This is a genomic window from Azotobacter chroococcum (assembly GCF_002220155.1).
GTDB lineage: Bacteria > Pseudomonadota > Gammaproteobacteria > Pseudomonadales > Pseudomonadaceae > Azotobacter > Azotobacter chroococcum.
This window is the reverse complement of sequence record NZ_CP011835.1, coordinates 3,494,484-3,512,382: the sequence shown is the minus strand read 5'-3', so window position 1 is coordinate 3,512,382 and position 17,899 is coordinate 3,494,484. Positions and strand designations below refer to the sequence as shown.

General features: G+C 63.2%; 24 protein-coding genes and 1 tRNA gene. 6 read left to right on the top strand and 19 right to left on the bottom strand.

All coding sequences use genetic code 11. From position 1 onward, the window contains the following. Positions 1-30 precede the first annotated feature (30 nt). Positions 31-1,011 carry an IS5 family transposase gene (locus ACG10_RS16325; RefSeq protein ID WP_089166808.1) on the bottom strand — a complete coding sequence of 327 codons (981 nt, stop codon included), beginning with the start codon at positions 1,009-1,011 and terminating at the stop codon, positions 31-33. 383 nt (positions 1,012-1,394) lie between these two features. Between ACG10_RS16325 and ACG10_RS16320 the strand changes: the two genes are divergently transcribed. Then, positions 1,395-1,799, top strand: a complete 405-nt coding sequence (locus ACG10_RS16320; protein WP_157731473.1) for a hypothetical protein — start codon at positions 1,395-1,397, stop codon at positions 1,797-1,799. Positions 1,800-2,037: 238 nt separating this feature from the next. Here the strand turns inward: ACG10_RS16320 and ACG10_RS16315 are convergent, their stop codons facing one another. The 18 genes from ACG10_RS16315 to ACG10_RS16250 form a co-directional block, all read right to left on the bottom strand. After that, positions 2,038-2,655 (bottom strand): hypothetical protein, encoded by a 618-nt coding sequence (locus tag ACG10_RS16315; RefSeq protein WP_232487128.1) that lies wholly within the window; start codon positions 2,653-2,655, stop codon positions 2,038-2,040. Between the two features lie 60 nt (positions 2,656-2,715). Next, positions 2,716-3,387 (bottom strand): hypothetical protein, encoded by a 672-nt coding sequence (locus ACG10_RS24525; protein WP_232487127.1) that lies wholly within the window; start codon positions 3,385-3,387, stop codon positions 2,716-2,718. A 670-nt stretch (positions 3,388-4,057) separates the two neighbouring features. Continuing rightward, complete coding sequence (locus ACG10_RS16305) at positions 4,058-6,280, bottom strand: DUF927 domain-containing protein (protein ID WP_089169014.1); 2,223 nt, start codon at positions 6,278-6,280, stop codon at positions 4,058-4,060. Continuing rightward, positions 6,277-6,498, bottom strand: coding sequence for a hypothetical protein (locus ACG10_RS16300; protein WP_089169013.1), 222 nt, complete (start codon positions 6,496-6,498; stop codon positions 6,277-6,279). The genes ACG10_RS16305 and ACG10_RS16300 overlap by 4 nt, the downstream gene beginning before the upstream one ends. Then, positions 6,495-6,695 (bottom strand): hypothetical protein, encoded by a 201-nt coding sequence (locus ACG10_RS16295; RefSeq protein ID WP_089169012.1) that lies wholly within the window; start codon positions 6,693-6,695, stop codon positions 6,495-6,497. The genes ACG10_RS16300 and ACG10_RS16295 overlap by 4 nt, the downstream gene beginning before the upstream one ends. Continuing rightward, positions 6,688-6,846 (bottom strand): hypothetical protein, encoded by a 159-nt coding sequence (locus ACG10_RS23830; RefSeq protein WP_157731472.1) that lies wholly within the window; start codon positions 6,844-6,846, stop codon positions 6,688-6,690. The genes ACG10_RS16295 and ACG10_RS23830 overlap by 8 nt, the downstream gene beginning before the upstream one ends. Before the next feature lie 3 nt (positions 6,847-6,849). Further along, entirely contained in the window at positions 6,850-7,158 is a 309-nt protein-coding gene (locus ACG10_RS16290) for a hypothetical protein (protein ID WP_089169011.1), read from the bottom strand. Further along, positions 7,155-7,418, bottom strand: a complete 264-nt coding sequence (locus ACG10_RS16285) for a hypothetical protein (RefSeq protein WP_089169010.1) — start codon at positions 7,416-7,418, stop codon at positions 7,155-7,157. The genes ACG10_RS16290 and ACG10_RS16285 overlap by 4 nt, the downstream gene beginning before the upstream one ends. Further along, a complete protein-coding gene (locus tag ACG10_RS16280) occupies positions 7,415-7,606 on the bottom strand; it encodes a hypothetical protein (protein WP_089169009.1) in 192 nt (63 codons plus the stop codon). Before ACG10_RS16280 ends, ACG10_RS16285 begins: the two co-directional genes overlap by 4 nt. Further along, complete coding sequence (locus ACG10_RS24155; RefSeq protein WP_198318962.1) at positions 7,603-7,776, bottom strand: hypothetical protein; 174 nt, start codon at positions 7,774-7,776, stop codon at positions 7,603-7,605. The genes ACG10_RS16280 and ACG10_RS24155 overlap by 4 nt, the downstream gene beginning before the upstream one ends. Before the next feature lie 303 nt (positions 7,777-8,079). After that, the gene (locus tag ACG10_RS16275) at positions 8,080-8,319 is read right to left on the bottom strand and encodes a hypothetical protein (RefSeq protein WP_089169008.1); all 240 of its coding nucleotides are present in this window, start codon (positions 8,317-8,319) and stop codon (positions 8,080-8,082) included. After that, positions 8,316-8,987, bottom strand: coding sequence for a Rha family transcriptional regulator (locus ACG10_RS16270; protein ID WP_089169007.1), 672 nt, complete (start codon positions 8,985-8,987; stop codon positions 8,316-8,318). The genes ACG10_RS16275 and ACG10_RS16270 overlap by 4 nt, the downstream gene beginning before the upstream one ends. Further along, positions 8,984-9,292 carry a helix-turn-helix domain-containing protein gene (locus tag ACG10_RS16265; protein WP_089169006.1) on the bottom strand — a complete coding sequence of 103 codons (309 nt, stop codon included), beginning with the start codon at positions 9,290-9,292 and terminating at the stop codon, positions 8,984-8,986. The genes ACG10_RS16270 and ACG10_RS16265 overlap by 4 nt, the downstream gene beginning before the upstream one ends. Then, on the bottom strand, positions 9,293-9,517 hold the full coding sequence (locus ACG10_RS16260) for a helix-turn-helix transcriptional regulator (RefSeq protein WP_089169005.1): 225 nt from the start codon (positions 9,515-9,517) through the stop codon (positions 9,293-9,295). A gap of 109 nt (positions 9,518-9,626) precedes the next feature. Next, complete coding sequence (locus ACG10_RS23825; protein ID WP_157731471.1) at positions 9,627-10,388, bottom strand: hypothetical protein; 762 nt, start codon at positions 10,386-10,388, stop codon at positions 9,627-9,629. Beyond that, positions 10,372-10,665: a hypothetical protein gene (locus tag ACG10_RS23820; protein WP_157731470.1), complete on the bottom strand. Its 294-nt coding sequence runs from the start codon at positions 10,663-10,665 to the stop codon at positions 10,372-10,374. Before ACG10_RS23820 ends, ACG10_RS23825 begins: the two co-directional genes overlap by 17 nt. 181 nt (positions 10,666-10,846) lie before the next feature. Further along, the gene (locus tag ACG10_RS16255; protein WP_089169004.1) at positions 10,847-12,052 is read right to left on the bottom strand and encodes a tyrosine-type recombinase/integrase; all 1,206 of its coding nucleotides are present in this window, start codon (positions 12,050-12,052) and stop codon (positions 10,847-10,849) included. A gap of 174 nt (positions 12,053-12,226) precedes the next feature. After that, positions 12,227-12,313, bottom strand: a tRNA-Leu gene (locus tag ACG10_RS16250). 110 nt (positions 12,314-12,423) lie between these two features. Here ACG10_RS16250 and queA point away from each other — a divergent pair. From queA to secF, 5 genes are all read left to right on the top strand, one after another. Then, complete coding sequence (gene queA / locus ACG10_RS16245) at positions 12,424-13,473, top strand: tRNA preQ1(34) S-adenosylmethionine ribosyltransferase-isomerase QueA (RefSeq protein WP_089169003.1); 1,050 nt, start codon at positions 12,424-12,426, stop codon at positions 13,471-13,473. A 5-nt stretch (positions 13,474-13,478) separates the two neighbouring features. After that, positions 13,479-14,594, top strand: a complete 1,116-nt coding sequence (gene tgt, locus ACG10_RS16240; RefSeq protein ID WP_089169002.1) for a tRNA guanosine(34) transglycosylase Tgt — start codon at positions 13,479-13,481, stop codon at positions 14,592-14,594. A 40-nt stretch (positions 14,595-14,634) separates the two neighbouring features. Continuing rightward, entirely contained in the window at positions 14,635-14,970 is a 336-nt protein-coding gene (gene yajC / locus ACG10_RS16235) for a preprotein translocase subunit YajC (RefSeq protein WP_039802399.1), read from the top strand. A gap of 63 nt (positions 14,971-15,033) precedes the next feature. Further along, positions 15,034-16,902, top strand: coding sequence for a protein translocase subunit SecD (gene secD, locus ACG10_RS16230; protein WP_089169001.1), 1,869 nt, complete (start codon positions 15,034-15,036; stop codon positions 16,900-16,902). A 10-nt stretch (positions 16,903-16,912) separates the two neighbouring features. Further along, complete coding sequence (gene secF, locus ACG10_RS16225; protein WP_089169000.1) at positions 16,913-17,827, top strand: protein translocase subunit SecF; 915 nt, start codon at positions 16,913-16,915, stop codon at positions 17,825-17,827. Positions 17,828-17,899 lie beyond the last annotated feature (72 nt).

Here is a 17,899-nt window from a genome sequence, read left to right as displayed (position 1 = left end):
GCGAGCACGTCGCAGCGACCGTTTCCCGCATTACAGGCGCACCTCTCCTGCATTCGCCAGTAAATGTCGGCGCGCCATCCACAGGTTCGACAGCGCGAAAAGCGTCACCAACTGCGCGGTGTTCTTGGCCAGGCCCCGGAAGCGTACCTTCACGTAACCGAACTGGCGCTTGATCACCCGGAACGGATGCTCGACCTTCGCTCGTACCTGCGCCTTGGCTCTCTCGATCTTGCGGATCTGCTGGTAGAGCACGCTGCGCTTGCCATGTTTCTTGTAGGTACTGCGCCGAGCCGCGACCTGCCAGATGACCTGACGACCTTCATGCTCGGGGCGCTTTTCGACCCCGGTATAACCGGCATCGGCACAGACCACGTTTTCCTCGCCATGCAGCAGTTGGTCGACTTGGGTGACATCTGCCACATTGGCCGCCGTGACCACCACGCTGTGCACCAGGCCCGATTCATCGTCGGCACCGATGTGCGCTTTCGCGCCGAAGTAGTACTGGTTGCCCTTCTTCGTCTGGTGCATCTCGGGGTCGCGCTTGCCGTCCTGGTTCTTGGTCGAGCTCGGCGCATGGATCAGCGTGGCATCGACGATGGTGCCCTGGCGCAGCGACAGGCCCCGGTCACCCAGGTAGCCATTGATCACCGCCAGAATCCCAGCCGCCAGCTCATGCTTCTCCAGCAGACGACGGAAGTTGAGGATGGTGGTTTCGTCAGGGATACGCTCCAGGCTCAATCCGGCAAACTGGCGCAGGAGAGTGGTCTCGTACAGCGCCTCCTCCATCGCAGGATCGCTGTAACCGAACCAGTTCTGCATCAGATGCACGCGCAGCATCGCCATCAGCGGATACGCCGGACGACCGCCTTCACCCTTCGGGTAATGCGGCTCGATCAGGGCGATCAGCCCAGACCACGGCACCACCTGATCCATCTCGATCAGGAACAACTCCTTACGGGTCTGCTTGCGCTTGCCGGCGTACTCGGCATCGGCAAAGGTCATCTGCTTCATCGGGAAACTCGGGCAACGGGATCGGCGTATTTCACCAGATTCAGAAAGTCTTCTTCAGGGTTTCCTTGGGTGACTATCGGAACGACACAATTCATGCACTTTGGACAACTGATGAGACTGGCAAGCTTCGCCGCGTCCGTCCTAAGTGGGATAAACAGTCAAGAAAAGTTGATTGGAGCCGGAGCGGTTTTGTAACCGTTGGTGAGCTACGATCAAAGCGACAGGAGATGGAGCAGATTTTTCAAGGTCTTGATGTGGCCAGAAAACTATGGTCCGAGTCTTCTTCCGGCGCTTGACTAAGTTTGCTGTGCCAGTATCGACCCAGCAATAGCCCGTGGACTACTGTAGTACGGATAATTCAAGGATGTAGGCGGGATGTGATCATGTTGTGGATTGATCCAGATATTTATTCGTTAAAAGAGCTGCTCCAGGTATATCCGAAGGCAAAGATTTACGACTCAGAGCAAGAGCGTTTCGTGACTCCCGAGGAGATTGAAGAAGTAGCGCACAAAGAGAACGGTAGAGGCGCTTATATTGATGACTTGCGCTGGGATCGTATTTACTTGATCGACGAGGATAACAAAATCATCCCGCTTTCTGCTGCCGAGCTAAAGCTTTGTGATGACAATTTGTCTCTTAGCAATAAGCTGAGTGATTGCAAGTTTGAACTTGAACAGCTCAAAGAAGAAAAGAAGTCTCAGGAGCGTTATTGGTATCTTGATAGTCGATTTATTTATGGTGTACTGATGGGGATGTTTTTACATATAGCATGGGATAGATGGTTTTAGGCATCTGGCCATTATCCAGAACTGTCCTGCTAAGCTGGCGTACCAGCTGTCGCTGCCGAAACTACCAATCCCGGCAGTCTCGACTGAAACAGGTAGTTTCGCCGGTGTTCGCCATCCGTGGCGGCAAGCTCAGTCCATCAGTTCGCGGCGGGCTTTGTCCTGCTCGAGCAGCCGCTTGGCCAGGTCACGCATGAATGGCCGGAAGCCGCCTTGCCAGGCATTGCGCGATGCGGCGGCCTTACCCTCGGGGCTTCGCGGCCCGGTGCTTTTCTCCCACGGTCGCCATTGCCGGATCAGCGCTGCCTGCCGTGCCCGTCGCTCGGGTGTCCAGCCGTTCGCCATGCTCCACCTCCAATAGTTCGTTCTGCGCCTTCTTCGCTTTTCGCGTGCGCGTGGGTTGCCCGGTCGTGCCGTTGTTCACTTGCACGTTCTGGCCGATGTTCGCCTGCTTCACGAAGGCAACATTCTTGGGTGCCTTCAGCTCTCCCAGGGTCTGCAACGTGGCGCGGGCTTGATTCTGCGCCTTGAAGGCCAGCCGCATGAATGCCTCCAGGTTGTCCATGTGCTTGGCATTCATCGCCCGTGCCGTCAGGTTGGCGAACAGGGCATCGAGGGTGTGCGCTTGGGCCAGCAGCATGTTCTCGGCGCGGGTCAGGTCGCCACTGTTGATCGCCGCCGTCTGCTGGCGTAGTTCGCGGGCCAGATCGGTGACGGGGACATCTACCAGCTTGGTGCAAACCAGCGTTGCCGCTGCCAGGTTCTCCGGCATGACACGGGCGCGGGCCATGGTCTGGTCAAGCGTCTCGTCGCCCTCCTTGGTCACTACTAACGTCATGTCGCCCTTCTGTTCGGTCATGGTGTCGGCTCCATCGTGGTGACTGGCCACCGGGGCGCGAACCCCGGCAGCCGGGAGGGTTTAGCGCTTCACCACGCGGGAGCCGCTGGCGTCGTGCACGGTCAGGTCCGGGCGCTTGATGGTCACGGTGCCGTCCGGCTGGACCATGCGAACCGGGGCGCCGTACAGCGGGCCATCTGGGCCGAACGGATCGGGCAGCGTGCCCTCCGGTGCGGTGCGGATGAAGTGCCCCATTGCAGCGAAACACGCCTCGAACAGCGGGCCGCGCTTGAAGTCCTCGCCCCGATGGCTGGCGCTGTCCTCCAGGTTGTGAACGAACACCAGCCCGGCCAGATCGTTCATCCCGTCGAGGCGGGCCTGTTCCCGCTCCATGGTGTTGACGTTCAGCACGTCGCACACCCCGTCGAAGCCCAGGGCGTCCATGTAGCCGTCACGGTCGTGGAGCAGCGATTCGCCAACGCTCCGCAGCACGGGGCGGATCGTGGCCAGCTGTTCGGCGCCATAGCTCTCCGCCTGCTGCTCCAGGGTGTCGGCGGACAGCTTGGTGAACGGCTCGAACTGGCGCAGCTTGGCGGCCTTCCGGCGCAGGGCGCGGCGCTCGTCGTGGATGGCTTTGCGGTATGCGCAGAAGTAGCGCAACAGACGGCGGGTAATGGTTAGGCTGTCGCGCTTGGTGGTGCCCGGCTTGATGGAGATCTTCGACAGGGCAAGGATGGCTTTTGGGTGGCTCATGGGGTCAGCTCTCCAGAATAGCGGCATCGGGCCAGCGCCAGCGGGCTTCGGCCAGGGCTTCAGAGTAGGTCATGGGGGCGCCGCAGATCGTGCAGACCGACTTGCCCCCTCGGGTGATCGTCCAGGCGTTGCGCTTCGGCTCTGCGCTGGCCTCTGCTGCTGGCGCTGGGTTGGTATGGGTGCCGGTGCTGCCGTGATGCACGGCGCATCGTGGGCGGTCTGGTGGTCATTAGTGGCCGGTGCGGAGGCGTCGACCTCCACAGCGCCAACCGGCGCGAAGGTCTGTCGCTGCCCGCAATCCTCGGGCGCGGTGTCCAGTTGCTCGAACAGTTCCGCCAGCAGACTCATGGGCGACTCCTCGGCTTATCCATCACATGTTTCTCTAAAAACGAAAAATCCGGGGGAACGGGGGAACAAAACGCTGTAGCCCTAGTGCCACGTTGGTTACAGCGTTCCCCATAGGGAGGGGAACACGTTCCCAACCATGGGAACCGGGGAACAGGACAAGCACCAGAACGAAGCAACTCGGGAAGGGAAAGCACGCCTCTTTATCTAAAAGTGGTGTGTTCCCCCGTTCCCCATCCCTCTCTCTCTTGGGGAACAGCTGAAAGCCGCGTCGTTGCTGGGCTTTCGCCATTCCGTTCCCCTGTTCCCCCTGTTCCCCGAGTTTCTAGGTTCCTGTGTGTTTGTCGTCGTCGGCGCCGGCCATTTCCAAGCGGGCAGGGTCGATGGCGTACAGCCCTTTCGGCGCTCCCCCTCCGGGCGTCCGGTACTTCTTGGTATTGCGCGTGCGGCCCTTCTCGATGTCGCGCTTGGCGATGGCGCCGGCCGTATCCAGCGCCGTGACGATGCGCGCCAGCCCGAAGCCATGGGCGGCCTCCTGCAAGCCGGAGGTGTTGAACAAGTACAGGCGCCGTCCTGGCTCGTCCTCCCAGTAGCCGGCCCGGTTGGTGACGCGGCTGTCCGTCTCGGCGGCATGCACGCTGGAGAATCGGCTGTCGCCGTGGCGCTCGATGAACCGGGCGATGCTGGCGAGTATCTGGCGGTCCTCGGCGTTGCCGCTGCCCACCCGATCCAGCCACTCGCGGTAGAGCAGCAGGCTGTCGGCCAGGCCGGTGCCCACCGGCCAGGGCAGCAGGCCGTAGGCGATGGCCATCTCGCCGGCCAGGGCGATGACGGCGAAGCGGTCGGCTACCCGCCCGGCCTGCGCGCTGTCGGATTGGAACCGGGCACGCACCTTGGCGAAGTCCTCCAGCAGCCCGGCGCGGTCGTCGCCGGCGGTCAGCTTCTCGACGAAGGCCGGGCCAAGGTGCCCGTAGTGCTCCCCCACGGCGCCGGTCATGGCACGGTGGAAGCCCGCCCCGTCCATGCCGTGCACGTCGTCGAAGGCTCCATGCAGGCGGGTGCCCGCGTTCACGTCCACCATGCGCAGCTCGGCGCCGGCATGGGCCGGATCGCCCGACAGCGCGGCGTGCTCGGAGAGCGAGCGCTCACCACTGGAGAGGGTCAGCAGGCGCCAACTGAGCTTGGCGCGTCCTTCGCGCTCGCGGTTCATGGTGCCCTTGCCGCAGCCGTTGGCCAGCGAGTAGGCCATCTCCTGAATGTCCTTGGGGTTGGCGCGCTTGATCTCGTCCAGCGACAGCAGGGTGTCGTTGCGCGAGGCGGCCTCGATCTCCAGTCCGTTCTTGGTCATGCACCAGGAGGCGCCGAAGCCCGCCGGTCCCGGATCGCCCCACACAGACGCGCCGATCAGTTGCGCCAGCGACTTGCCTTTCGAGCTGTCGCCGACCAGATGGACGCCACCGCCGTTCACCTTGACCAGGTTCAGCAACGGCCCGGCCAGCGCGCAGCCGACGGCCAGGGTCAGCACCGGATTGCCCTCGCAGCGGGCGGCCACCAGGGTCTGCCACTGCGCCAGCTCGCCGCGCACGCGGAACAGATCCGGCGCACGGCCGGACGACTGGAAGCGCACCCCCTCGCCGCCGATGGTGCGATGGGGCAGCACGAACACGCCCGACTCGTGCCAGCCAGGCCGGCAGGTGGTGGCGATGGTCTGGCGCGGCGGCTGGTCGAGCAGGTACTCCATGAAGCGGCCACGCTGGCGCGGGGCGATCACCGCCCCCATGGCGAACAGGGCGCGCCTGATTTCCTCGCCGCTGCCGCCCAGCGTCTCCATAGGCATGGTCCATTCCCTGTCCCCGCCATGCGTCACCAGGCGCAGCAGGCGGCCCTCGGTGCCGTCGTCGCTGTTGAGGGTGCGGGCCACGACGAACACCGGCGTGGCGATCCAGTCGTCGCGCAGGGGACGCTCGCTGTCGTCGCTCAGCTCTGCCTCCTCGTCCTCCTTGGTGCGCCGGTATCCGTGCCAGTACACGCCCGGCTTAAGCCTGGCGCCTTTCTCGTTCCGTACCCAGCCCTCATAGACGCCCCAGCAGGGGCGCTCCGGTTCCACCATGGGCGGCTCGGGCTCGGCCGGTCTGGCGAGTTGCCGGTCGAGCCGCTCTATCCGTTCCTGTGCCAGTGCCATCCGGGCGACGTCCTCGCCGGATAGTTCCGTACCCTTGGCCAGCGCGCCGTTGCCCGACTCGACGATCAGGCGCTCGAAATAGCGCTCCTTCTCCAGCTGCTCGCGGCGGTACTGCTGACGCTGCTCCCGGCTCAGGTTGTCGGGGAACAGGTCTTTCAACTCCAGGCCGACCGCCGCCAGCACGTCGCGGGTCTCGCAGCCGGCATGGCAATGGACCAGGACGCGCCCGCCCTGGCCGCGTGACAGGCTCAGGGAGGGCGACTTGTCTTGGTGGGCAGGGCAGCAGGCGACGTGACGCTCGCCGTGCTGCCTGACGCCTTGCAGCCGCGACAGCAGCAGGTCCAGCGGATTGCAGTGGCTGTTCATGCGGCCCCCTTCGGCGGAGTGACCCGCTCGGCCAGGCGTTCCAGTTGCCGGGTCAGACGCTCCAGCTCGGTGATATCCCGGCCCTTGTCGCCTTCCTTGATGCACAGCTCGAAAAAGGCAATCAGGGTATCTACCAGCATCAGGTAGCTTTCGTTATCGATGTGGGGCGGCTCTCCGCCCTTGCCGCCACCCTTCGGCTTGAACGTGACGATGGTCATTGGTGGGCCTCCAGCGATTCGGCTTTCACGATCAGCAGCACGGCCACTTCCTCGGCCTGCGCCTGCCACTCGGCATAGGCGCGGCGCCAGTCGGGTGACTCGGCGGTCATGCAGGACAGGCGGTGGAATGCCTGCCCGGCGGTGCGGACCTTCACCAGCTGGGCGTCGGCGAACGGGATCAGGTGGGCGTCAGGCATGGCGGGCCACCTCCACCAGCACCAGGGCGACCAGCATCAGCAGGTGCGCCAGGATCAGGACGGCAACCGGGCTGTCCTCCAGGTAGGCGATGGCTTTTTTCAGGCCGAGCGGGGCCACAGCCGCCTTCCGGCAGCTTTTCGAGTCAGTCATGGGTCAGTCCTCGCGCTTGGTGTTGCGGCGCTTGCGCTCGATGGCGATACCGCTGCCGGTGTCGGCCAACTTGGCGGACAGCTTGCCCAGCGCTTCCAGCAGCCAGCCAAGGTCGGTCATGGCGTCATGGTCAATGCCGTGATCTTCGCTCGAGGCTGCGCCGGCCAGCAGGTTGCCGATTGCGGCGATGCCGAAACCGATGGTCATGCCGTAGCTTTCAGCGGCCATGCCGGCGGCGTCCAACTTCTCCGGGGTCATGGCCACGATGGCTTCGTGATTAGGAAGCAGGGCATTCCAGTCGGCGCGGATCATTTCGCCACCTCATGCGCGGACAGCTCGCGGCGAAGGTCGCTGGCTTGCGTGTCCAGGTAGTTGGCGCAGTCGCTGGCCAGGTGCTGCCCCAAGGTGGCCAGATCGGCCACGCGGCGGCCTTGGTTGTGCTCGGCATCGAGGCGGATGGCGACCATCAGGGCGGAAAGCCAAGTCGATTGTTCGCGGCCATAGCCAAGGGTTTCGATGGCCTCGTCGGCGACGCAAAGGATATCGATGGCGGTGCGGTTGATGGCGCTCATGCCAACACCCCCACTTCCAGGGCGAGGGCGCGGACTTCGACGGCGAGCTGCTGCTCGATGTGATCCTCAAGCGACGGAGAGCCGGCGGTGAGCGCCAGACGCTCCAGATCGGCCAGACGCACGTCGGCGGGCAAGCGCAGGTTGCCCAGGACGCGCCCGGTGCTGTCGATCAGTTGAACGGCGATCACAGGGCCACCTCCTGCGCTTCCAGGGCGCGGGCCTTGGCCATCTGGTCGTTGTAGCGGCGCAGGCGGACGGACAGGCTGGAGTCGGCGTGAAGGGCGGCCAGGGCCATTGCTCGATGGGCGGCGGCGCGGGATTTGGACGGATTGAGGGTAAGGGGGTGACGCTGGGTCATTGGTGAGGCTCCAAGTTTGATTGAGGAGCCGCCACGAACCGCCGCGACGCGGTTTAGGGTGGCGACTGTACGCGGGTTCGCGGACCGGGAAACTTGGAAACCCGGCAGGGCCGAAGCCCTCCCACGCACAGCCGCCATAGAGCGTCATTGCGGGCACAAAAAAAGCGCCTGCAATGGTCTTGGGGCGCTGTTGCGCCAAGTTTTCCAGCGGGCCGCGACGCCCGTTGTCAGCAATGTGACGGGGCGAACCATAGCGCCAGCGGGAACGCTTGGCAACACTCGGGCGAAGGTGGGCAAGTGCCATCACTGCAAACCCTCCGGGGCGTCGTGGGTCGGCAAGCGGGCTGCGTCGATGGCCTTCATCAGCGTGTCACGGCCCAGCCCCTTGGCTTGCAGGATCGTCGCCAGGGTCAGGAATGCGGCAAAGGTGACTACCTCAGTGGGGGTGTCGCTGGCGCCAGCGTGCTCGACGATCAGCGGCAGAAGCTGCTCAAGAATGAAGTCCCCGTGGTCCTCGACGCGGTGTCCGGTGTAGGTCGTCATGCGGCTTTCCCTCCCAGCAGCAGGGCGCCGACGCCCGTCATGTAGGCCAGTACCGCAGCCTTCGCCTTGCGGAACGCCTCGTGGTGATCGTCGCCGCGCTCAAGGCTGGCATGTAGGTGATTCCGCCAGACCGCCTGAAACGTCGTCAGCAACAGCCGCTGCTCGATGGTCAGCGTGTCGCGCTCGCCGCTGGCAATCCCCATGACGGCGTTCAGGGCCTTGTTGGCGTTGATGTGAAACATGCGCTCCGGGGTGTCGCTGCCGCATTCCTTGGCGCGCTGTGCCAAGACGGCCACCTCGTCATGCATGGCGTGATAGAGCGGCAGGTACTGCTTGTCCGTCACGCTGGCGCGGTCGCGGGCTTCGCGAAAGGCAGCGATAAGGTCAGCCTTCAGGTCCACCACGATTTCGGTATTCCGAGACAGCGACAGTAGGTAGTAGCACTGGTCCTCATTCAGCAGGGCATAGCGCTCGGCCTTGCCGCCGCCTTGAACCCGCTTACCAACCTCCGTTTGAAACGGAAGATGGCCGAAGCGCTTGAACTTGGCGGCATAGCGCTCGATCAGCTCCATGGAGTTCTTGTGCTGGTTGCCCAACTGCTTGGCCAGCAGACGGCTATCCGCCCGCGCTTCGCCTTTGAATTGCACCAGGGTAATGGCGTTGCTCATGCGGCGGCCTCCTGGCGTTCTTTCGGCAAGGTGCCGATGTAGTACAGCGCCACGCCGCGATGGGTACGCCCGTGATCGTCTGTCAGGGTGATGCGGTGGGTTTTGATGGCGTACCCCTGCTCGCGCAACTCCTTCACTCGGGCTGCCGGCATCATGATGTTCAGCTCACGCCGGGCGGTGATCGTGTCCACCGGGCCGGCTTGCAGACGCGTCAGCAACCGAGCGCGCTGGGCGTCGGTGTTGGTATCATGGATGCGTGATTTCTTGGGGCTGGCCTGTTGGTCGGCCTTTTTTTTGTTCGTCATTCAGGCCACCTCCCCACGGCTCTCGGCGATGCGTGCATCGCACCAAGCCAGCACCTCGGCTTCGATCCAGACAACGGACTTCGGGCCAAGGGTGACTTGAGCGGGGAAGGTGCCGGCAGCGATCCGGCGGTAAATCTCAGAACAGGACAGGCCGGTAATGTCTTCTACGGCCTGGCGCTTGATGAAGCGGCGGATGGGGTGGGTAGTGGTGGCAGTTGCGGCCATGTTGTGCGCCTCCTTGGGTGGCGTTGGGAACATGGCGGCACGGTAGGAGGCGAGATGGCATGACAGGAAGAAGTGTCATGGTGTCATGGCGCTATGTCATTAGCATATGTCATGCGCTCGACAGATCGTCTGGCTTTATGGCAGCGGCTAGGTATACCGCCTTTTGTGGTGGCGACTTGTATGGGTCAAAGGCTATTCCCAAGTGCTTGCAAAGCTCTTGCTGTATCTCTTTTTGTGTCGGCTGGCGCTTGTCTGGCGTGTAGTTCTCCCAGTGCTTCGCAACAACAGCACGCATCACCTTAAGCTCTTTTGTTTCATAGGGAAAATTAATTCCTTGGCTTGATTTTAGGGAGGCCAGCTCCTGCTGGAGCCTTTTTAACTCGGCTTCGGCTTCTCTGCGCTTGGCTTGCTCAAGTTCTAATTCGTTTAGTGAATTACTGTCGTTTACGGTTGGTGCTGCTGGCTTTGGAAATGGCCAAGGTATATTGTTTTTTTCGCACCAAGAATAAATGTCGGAGTGGGCTATTTCCCATTCATATGGCGCGCTAGAAGGATTTTTTACTTTGTTAAATAATTCTCCATGCTTCACGGCGTCAATCAGAACTGACATATAGCGATCATATCTTTGATCGTCCGCTTCTGATAAGGCCCAGGTGTATGATGGATCTATGCCGCAAATGGCTCTTACTGCCTCTGCTGCTGTTAAAACTTTTCTCAATGAGTAAATTTCTCGCCAGTCATCTTTTATTTTTTCTAACCTTGGAAACATCTCGGTTAGCTTGGCGGGGAGCATAATCCCTGCTTCTTCTAGCTTTGGGAGTATGTCTGCTTCGCTGACTAAGAGATTTTTGTAGTCAGAATGGAATGTCATCTGGGAACATCTCCGTCAGTTTATGAACAATTGGGGATTTAAAATTATTATAAAGCCCAGCCTCCGCCAAAGCCTTTCCTGCAAGCTGATATGTATTTTCAACAGAAAAAGCTGTCTTCTTGTATGTAGGAATTGAGTTGTTTTCTAAAATTGTAGCCAATGCTTGAGCAGCTTCTGCTGCTGTGCAGTTATTTGATTCGGCTATTCCTAGAATTAAATCTTCAAGAGAGATGTAGCCAGCCGTGCGGCTGGCCAAAAGTCTTTTGACCGCACTCATTTTTACCTTCCCAGGTGTCCCACTTAAAAGTCAGCCAGCCAGGCAGGTGGGAGGTCTGCTTTTCGCCCCGTCGGGCTAGGCTGGCTGAAACTCGACTGCTGTATGAAACAACAGTGATGGCGCATTGTGGCGCGCCTTTTGGGGAAGTGGTGGCAATGGAGGGGAAGTACATTAGCAAGGGCTATGCCCTCTTGATGGCCACCACGTTGGCGCCAGCACACAGCGCGTCTATCGAGTCGGCCCAGGCTTGCATCATGTCCCGGCGCTGCTCCAGGTAGGTGGCATGGTTGTAGGTGTCGCGCATCTCATCTTGGTCGCCGTGGGCGAGCTGGCGCTCGATCCAATCCCGGTTGTACCCCCGGCTGTTGAGTTCGGTGCTCAGCAGGTGGCGGAAGCCGTGGCCGGTCTGGCGGCCCCGGTAGCCGGCATCGGCCAATGCCTTGTTCACCGTGTTCTCGCTCATCGGGCGGGCGCTGTTGTTGCGGCCTGCAAAGACCAACTCATATGCCCCGGTGATCTCTTGCAACTGGCGCAGGATTGCCACGGCCTGGCGGGGCAGAGGGACGATATGCGGGCGGCGGGCCTTCATGCGTTCTTTCGGGATCGTCCAGACGGCGGCCTCCAGATCAAATTCGGCCCAGGGTGCGGCGCGCAGTTCACCCGGGCGGACGCCAGTCAGCACCAGCAGGCGGATGGCGAGGCGGGTCAGGACGTTGATGCTGGCGCCCTGGATCTTGCCCAGCAGCTCGGGCAGCTCGGCAAAGGTGACGTGTGGGTGATGGCGGGTGGCCGGCGCATGGGCCGCTACCACGTCCAGATCGGTGGCGGGGTTGCTGTCTACGCTGCCCTTGGCCAGTCCGAAGCGGAAAATCTGGCTCAGCCACTGGCGGGCCTTCTTGGCGACGTTGTGCGCGCCCCGGTCCTCGATCTTGCGTAGCAGCTCCACCAGCTCGGGGCGGGTGATCGCCTTCACCGGGCGATTGCCCAGGGCGGGCAGCAGGTCCGACTCCAGATAGGCGGCGGTCTTGTCGGCGGTGGACTTCGCCCAGCGCGGCACCCGGTAGGCGTGCCACTCCCGCGCCAGTGCCTCGAAGGTCAGGCCATCACTCTGCTGGGCTTCCTGCTCGGCCTTGCGTTCGGCGCTGGGGTCTTTGCCTTCGGCCAGCAGCTGGCGGGCGGCGTCACGCAGCTGGCGGGCTTTCTGGAGCGTGACGGCAGGGTAGACGCCAAGCGCCAGCATTTTTGCATTGCCGTTGAAGCGGTAGCGGTAGCGCCACAGCTTGGAGCCGGTGGGCGTCACCTCCAGGCATAGGCCGTTGGCGTCCGCCAGCCGATACAGCTTTTCTCTCGGTTTGGCGGTGCGGATGGCTGAGTCTGATAGCGGCATGGGGCGCCCGGGTGTGAGTAGATTTGAAAACCGAACTCGGTCTACTCACGAATCTACTCACAATGTTTTGGGCTTACAAGGGAAGGGTAGGGAATCATAGGCAACAAAAAACCGGCTCTAAGGCCGGTTCTTCGTGGGTTTCGGGCTTTCTTGGGAAGGCTCGAAAAGATTGTGTGGTGCCCCGGGAGAGACTCGAACTCTCACTCTGTCGCCAGAAACGGATTTTGAATCCGCCGCGTCTACCGATTCCGCCACCGAGGCACGATGGCGGCGCAGTATAGGGAGGCGAGCGGAGCGGGTCAATCGTGCCGCGTGGTCACCCGGAGTGCTTTCCGGTAAGCTTTGCGCCCCGAAAAGCTGACCTTTCTGCCATGCGCGTCGCCGATTTCCATTTCGATCTTCCCGAATCCCTGATTGCCCGGCATCCGCTGGCCGAGCGGCGTGCCAGCCGGCTGCTGGTGCTCGACGGAGCGACCGGGAGCCTGCAGCACCGGCGTTTTGCCGATCTGCTCGACTATCTGCGGCCCGGCGATCTGATGGTGTTCAACAATACCCGGGTGATTCCCGCGCGCCTGTTCGGGCAGAAGGCTTCCGGCGGCAAGCTGGAAATCCTTGTCGAGCGGGTGCTGGATGACGACCGGGTGCTGGCCCATGTGCGGGCCAGCAAGTCGCCCAAGCCCGGCTCGAAGATTCTCATCGAAGGCGGCGGCGAGGCACTGATGCTCGCTCGCCACGATGCCCTGTTCGAGCTGCGTTTCGATCAGAGCGTGCTGCCCCTGCTCGAGCGCGTCGGGCACATGCCGTTGCCTCCTTATATAGATCGCCCCGACGAGGCGGCCGACCGCGAGCGCTATCAGACGGTCTATGCCGATCGCGCCGGCGCGGTGGCGGCGCCCACCGCCGGTCTGCACTTCGACGAGGGGCTGCTCGCGGCGATCCGCGAGAAGGGCGTGGATACCGCCTTCGTCACCCTGCACGTCGGTGCCGGCACCTTCCAGCCGGTGCGTGTCGAGCGCATCGAGGATCACCACATGCACCGCGAGTGGCTGGAGGTCGGTCAGGATGTGGTCGATGCCGTGGCGGCCTGCCGGGCCCGCGGCGGGCGGGTGATCGCGGTCGGCACCACCAGCGTGCGCTCGCTGGAGAGCGCCGCGCGGGACGGCGAGCTCAAGCCGTTCAGCGGCGATACCGACATCTTCATCTACCCGGGGCGGCCCTTCCATGTGGTTGATGCCCTGGTGACCAATTTCCATCTGCCCGAGTCCACCCTGCTGATGCTGGTGTCGGCCTTCGCCGGCTATCCCGAGACCATGGCCGCCTACGCGGCCGCCGTGGAGCAGGGGTATCGCTTCTTCAGCTATGGCGACGCCATGTTCATCACCCGCAATCCCGCTCCCCGCGGCCCCGAGGAAACCCCATGAGTCATATGTCCTTCGAGTTGCTGGCCACCGACGGCAAGGCCCGCCGCGGCCGTCTGACCTTCCCCCGCGGGGTGGTCGAGACCCCGGCGTTCATGCCGGTGGGCACCTATGGCACGGTGAAGGGCATGCTGCCGCGCGACATCGAGGCGATCGGCGCGCAGATCATCCTCGGCAACACCTTCCACCTCTGGCTGCGGCCGGGCACCGAGGTGATCCGCCGGCATGGCGACCTGCACGACTTCATGCAGTGGCAGGGGCCGATCCTCACCGATTCCGGCGGCTTTCAGGTGTTCAGCCTGGGGGCGCTGCGCAAGATCAAGGAGGAGGGCGTGTATTTCGCCTCGCCGGTGGATGGCGCCAAGGTGTTCATGGGGCCGGAGGAGTCGATGCAGGTGCAGCGCGAACTCGGCTCGGACATCGTGATGATCTTCGACGAGTGCACGCCCTATCCGGCCGACGAGGAGGTGGCGCGGCGCTCCATGGAGCTGTCGCTGCGCTGGGCGAAGCGCTCGAAGGTCGCTCACGAGGGCAATCCGGCAGCGCTGTTCGGCATCGTCCAGGGCGGCATGCACGAGGATCTGCGCCTGCGCTCGCTGGAGGGGCTCGAGGAGATCGGCTTCGACGGCCTGGCCATCGGCGGCCTGTCGGTCGGCGAGCCGAAGGAGGAGATGATCCGCGTGCTGGACTTCCTGCCGCCGCGGCTGCCGGCAGACAAGCCGCGCTACCTGATGGGGGTGGGCAAGCCGGAGGATCTGGTCGAGGGGGTGCGCCGTGGCATCGACATGTTCGACTGCGTGATGCCAACCCGCAATGCACGCAACGGCCATCTGTTCGTCGATACTGGAGTGCTGAAGATCCGCAACGCGGTGCATCGGCACGACGAGTCGCCGCTGGATCCGGCCTGCGACTGTTACACCTGCAAACATTTCTCCCGCGCCTATCTGCATCATTTGGACAAATGCGGCGAAATGCTGGGCAGCATGTTGAATACAATCCACAACTTGCGGCATTACCAGCGTCTGATGGTTGGTTTGCGCGAGGCTATTCAACAGGGTAAATTGGCCGCCTTTGTCGATACCTTCTACGCCCGGCGCGGTCTGCCGGTGCCGCCGCTGACCTGAGTCGGCCGTCCTTTCCGAATCCTTCCAACAGGAGCGTTACATGAGTTTTCTGATTCCCGCCGCCTATGCCGAAGCCGCTGCTCCCGCAGGCGCCCCGCCGGGTACCGGCTTCGAGTGGATCTTCCTGGTCGGTTTCCTGGTCATCTTCTACTTCATGATCTGGCGTCCCCAGGCCAAGCGTGCCAAGGAGCACAAGAACCTGCTCGGCGGCCTGCAGAAGGGTGACGAAGTGGTGACCAGCGGCGGCATCGCCGGGCGGGTGAGCAAGGTGGCCGACGATTTCATCGTGCTGGAAGTCTCCGATACCGTGGAGCTGAAGATCCAGAAGGGCGCGATCGTCGCCTCCCTGCCCAAGGGCACCCTGAAAGCCATCTAAGCTCCACTCCCTTCATCCATGACGGGGCGCGCAAGGTGCCCCGCGTCTCAATCGGACGGCGTCATGCTCAACAAGTATCCCCTGTGGAAGTATCTGCTGATCCTGGCCGTGCTGCTGGTCGGCATCGTCTATTCCGCACCCAATCTGTTTCCCGACGACCCGGCCATCCAGATCAGCGGGGCAAGCACGGCCCGGCCGATCGGACAGGGCGATCTCGAGCGTGTCGGCAAGGCGCTGGCCGAGGCCGGCATCGCCGTCAAGGCGAGCAGTCTGGCCAATGAGGGCAAGGCCGGGCTGGTGCGCCTGATCGATCAGGAGCACCAGCTGAGGGCCAAGGATGTGGCGCGCAAGGTGCTCGGCGACGAGTACGTGGTGGCGCTGAACCTGGCGCCGACCACGCCCGGCTGGCTGCACGCGCTGGGCGCCAGTCCGATGAAGCTGGGCCTGGACCTGTCCGGTGGTGTGCACTTTCTGCTCGAGGTGGACATGGACAAGGCGCTGGATGCGCGCCTGAAAGTGTATGAGAGCGAAGTGAAGAGCCTGCTGCGCAAGGAGCGTCAGCGCTACCGCAGTCTGCCGCAGCAGGACGGCGCCATCCAGCTGGGCTTTGCCGACAGCGAGCAGCTGGAGCAGGCCCAGGCGTTGATACGCAAGAATTTCAGCGATTTCGAGCTGGCCGCCGCCGAGCGCAACGGTCTGCAGGTGCTGCGCCTGGTAATGACCCCGGCGAAGCTCGCGGAGATCCGCGAGTATTCGATCAAGCAGAACCTGACCACGGTGCGCAACCGGGTCAACGAGCTGGGCGTGTCCGAGCCGCTGGTGCAGCGCCAGGGGGCCAATCGCATCGTGGTCGAACTGCCCGGCGTGCAGGACACCGCCGAAGCCAAGCGGATTCTCGGCAAGACCGCCAACCTGGAATTCCGCATGGCCGCTGAGCCCGATGCCGCGCGCGCCATGACCGAAACCTTCGAGTTCCGCGAGGAGGGGCGTCCGCCGGTGGCACTGGAGCGCAGCCTGATCATCACCGGCGACCAGGTCACCGACGCCCAGGCTGGCTATGACGAGAACGGCCGTCCGCAGGTGAACATCCGTCTCGACGGCCACGGTGGCGAGCTGATGAACCGGGCGACCCGCAACAGCGTCGGGCGCAGCATGGCGGTGCTGTTCATCGAGCAGAAGCCGGTGACCCGCTACGTCAAGCAGACGGTCGACGGCGTCGAGCAGGAGGTGGCGGTCGAGACCTTCCGCGAAGAGAAGAAGATCATCAGCCTGGCGACCATCCAGTCGGCGCTCGGCAGCCAGTTCCGCATCACCGGCCTCGACGGCCAGGGCGAGTCCTCGGAGCTGGCGCTGCTGCTGCGCGCCGGCGGCCTGGCGGCGCCCATGTACTTCGCCGAGGAGCGCACCCTGGGCCCGAGCCTGGGGGCGGAGAACATCCAGCTGGGCATCCAGGCCTCGCTGTGGGGTTTCCTCTTCGTCACCGTGTTCATGCTGCTGATCTATAAGTTCTTCGGCCTGCTGGCTACCGTGGCGCTGGCCTTCAATATGGTGTTGCTGATGGCCTTGATGTCGCTGCTCGGGGCGACCCTGACCCTGCCGGGCATTGCCGGCATCGTGCTGACCATGGGCATGGCGGTGGATGCCAACGTGCTGATCTTCTCGCGCATCCGCGAGGAGATCGCCAACGGCCTGTCGATCCAGCGGGCCATCCACGAGGGCTTCGTCCGCGCCTTCTCGGCGATCCTCGACGGCAACCTGACCACCCTGCTGGTGGGCGGGATCCTCTTCGCCTTGGGCACCGGGCCGGTCAAGGGCTTTGCCGTGACCATGTCGCTGGGGATCGTCACCTCCATGTTCACCGCCATCATGGTGACCCGTGGCCTGGTCAACCTGATCTACGGTGGCCGCGATCTGAAGAAACTGTGGATTTGAGGGGTTCGGCATGAAGCGCGTAATCAATTTCATGGGCATCCGCCGGGTGGCCTTCATCGCCACCCTGGCGCTGACCCTGGTGTCGCTGGCCAGTCTGGCGATCAGGGGGCTGAATTTCGGCCTGGACTTCACCGGCGGCACCCTCATCGAGCTGACCTACGAGCGCCCCGTCGAGCTGGCGAGCGTGCGTGCCAAGCTGGACGAGGCCGGCTACGGCGATGCCCTGGTGCAGAGTTTCGGGGCGACCACCGACGTGCTGGTGCGCCTGCAGGGCGACGATCCGCAGCTGGGCGAGAAGGTGGCGGCGGCGCTGCGCCAGTCCGCCTCCGACAACCCGGCGACGGTCAAGCGCGTCGAGTACGTCGGTCCGGCGGTGGGCGAGGAGCTGCGCGACCAGGGTGGTCTGGGCATGCTGCTGGCGCTGGGTGGAATCCTGGTCTACGTGGCCTTCCGCTTCCAGTGGAAGTTCGGCTGCGGCGCCGTGCTTTCGCTGTTCCACGACGTCATCGTCACCCTCGGCGTGTTCTCCTTCTTCCAGATCCCCTTCGACCTCACGGTGCTGGCGGCGGTGCTGGCGATCATCGGCTATTCGCTGAACGACACCATCGTGGTGTTCGACCGCATCCGCGAGAACTTCCGTCTGCTGCGCAAGACCGAGCTGATCGAGAACATCAACATTTCCACGACCCAGACGCTGCTGCGCACCATGGCGACCTCGGTTTCCACCCTGCTGGCGGTGATGGCGCTGATGCTGTTCGGCGGCGAGGCGCTGTGGGGCTTCTCCCTGGCGCTGTTCATTGGGGTGGCGGCAGGGACTTATTCCTCGGTCTACATCGCCAACCTCACGCTGGTCTGGCTGAAGCTGACTCGCGACGACCTGATCCCTCCGGTCGCCGAGGAGACCGAGGCGGACCTGCGCCCCTGAGATCGAGCGAAGCGGAACTGCCTGCTGGTACGCCAGTCCAACTGCCGGCGCCCATCCGTGCGGTAGGGCGAG

Bases quoted from the DNA above. Each gene is read 5' to 3' on its own strand.
- ACG10_RS16290 (WP_089169011.1), bottom strand. From the start codon at position 7,158: ATGATCCGCGCCGACTGGAATGCCCTGCTTCCTAATCACGAAGCCATC.
- ACG10_RS16315 (WP_232487128.1), bottom strand. From the start codon at position 2,655: ATGACCGAACAGAAGGGCGACATGACGTTAGTAGTGACCAAGGAGGGC.
- yajC (WP_039802399.1), top strand. From the start codon at position 14,635: ATGAGTTTTCTGATTCCCGCCGCCTATGCCGAAGCCGCTGCTCCCGCA.
- ACG10_RS16295 (WP_089169012.1), bottom strand. From the start codon at position 6,695: ATGCCTGACGCCCACCTGATCCCGTTCGCCGACGCCCAGCTGGTGAAG.
- secF (WP_089169000.1), top strand. From the start codon at position 16,913: ATGAAGCGCGTAATCAATTTCATGGGCATCCGCCGGGTGGCCTTCATC.
- ACG10_RS23830 (WP_157731472.1), bottom strand. From the start codon at position 6,846: ATGACTGACTCGAAAAGCTGCCGGAAGGCGGCTGTGGCCCCGCTCGGC.
- tgt (WP_089169002.1), top strand. From the start codon at position 13,479: ATGTCCTTCGAGTTGCTGGCCACCGACGGCAAGGCCCGCCGCGGCCGT.
- ACG10_RS16255 (WP_089169004.1), bottom strand. From the start codon at position 12,052: ATGCCGCTATCAGACTCAGCCATCCGCACCGCCAAACCGAGAGAAAAG.
- ACG10_RS16270 (WP_089169007.1), bottom strand. From the start codon at position 8,987: ATGAGCAACGCCATTACCCTGGTGCAATTCAAAGGCGAAGCGCGGGCG.
- ACG10_RS16320 (WP_157731473.1), top strand. From the start codon at position 1,395: ATGTTGTGGATTGATCCAGATATTTATTCGTTAAAAGAGCTGCTCCAG.
- ACG10_RS16300 (WP_089169013.1), bottom strand. From the start codon at position 6,498: ATGACCATCGTCACGTTCAAGCCGAAGGGTGGCGGCAAGGGCGGAGAG.
- ACG10_RS23820 (WP_157731470.1), bottom strand. From the start codon at position 10,665: ATGAGTGCGGTCAAAAGACTTTTGGCCAGCCGCACGGCTGGCTACATC.
- ACG10_RS16305 (WP_089169014.1), bottom strand. From the start codon at position 6,280: ATGAACAGCCACTGCAATCCGCTGGACCTGCTGCTGTCGCGGCTGCAA.
- secD (WP_089169001.1), top strand. From the start codon at position 15,034: ATGCTCAACAAGTATCCCCTGTGGAAGTATCTGCTGATCCTGGCCGTG.
- ACG10_RS23825 (WP_157731471.1), bottom strand. From the start codon at position 10,388: ATGACATTCCATTCTGACTACAAAAATCTCTTAGTCAGCGAAGCAGAC.
- ACG10_RS24155 (WP_198318962.1), bottom strand. From the start codon at position 7,776: ATGACCCAGCGTCACCCCCTTACCCTCAATCCGTCCAAATCCCGCGCC.
- ACG10_RS16325 (WP_089166808.1), bottom strand. From the start codon at position 1,011: ATGAAGCAGATGACCTTTGCCGATGCCGAGTACGCCGGCAAGCGCAAG.
- ACG10_RS16265 (WP_089169006.1), bottom strand. From the start codon at position 9,292: ATGACGAACAAAAAAAAGGCCGACCAACAGGCCAGCCCCAAGAAATCA.
- queA (WP_089169003.1), top strand. From the start codon at position 12,424: ATGCGCGTCGCCGATTTCCATTTCGATCTTCCCGAATCCCTGATTGCC.
- ACG10_RS16285 (WP_089169010.1), bottom strand. From the start codon at position 7,418: ATGAGCGCCATCAACCGCACCGCCATCGATATCCTTTGCGTCGCCGAC.
- ACG10_RS16275 (WP_089169008.1), bottom strand. From the start codon at position 8,319: ATGACGACCTACACCGGACACCGCGTCGAGGACCACGGGGACTTCATT.
- ACG10_RS24525 (WP_232487127.1), bottom strand. From the start codon at position 3,387: ATGAGCCACCCAAAAGCCATCCTTGCCCTGTCGAAGATCTCCATCAAG.
- ACG10_RS16260 (WP_089169005.1), bottom strand. From the start codon at position 9,517: ATGGCCGCAACTGCCACCACTACCCACCCCATCCGCCGCTTCATCAAG.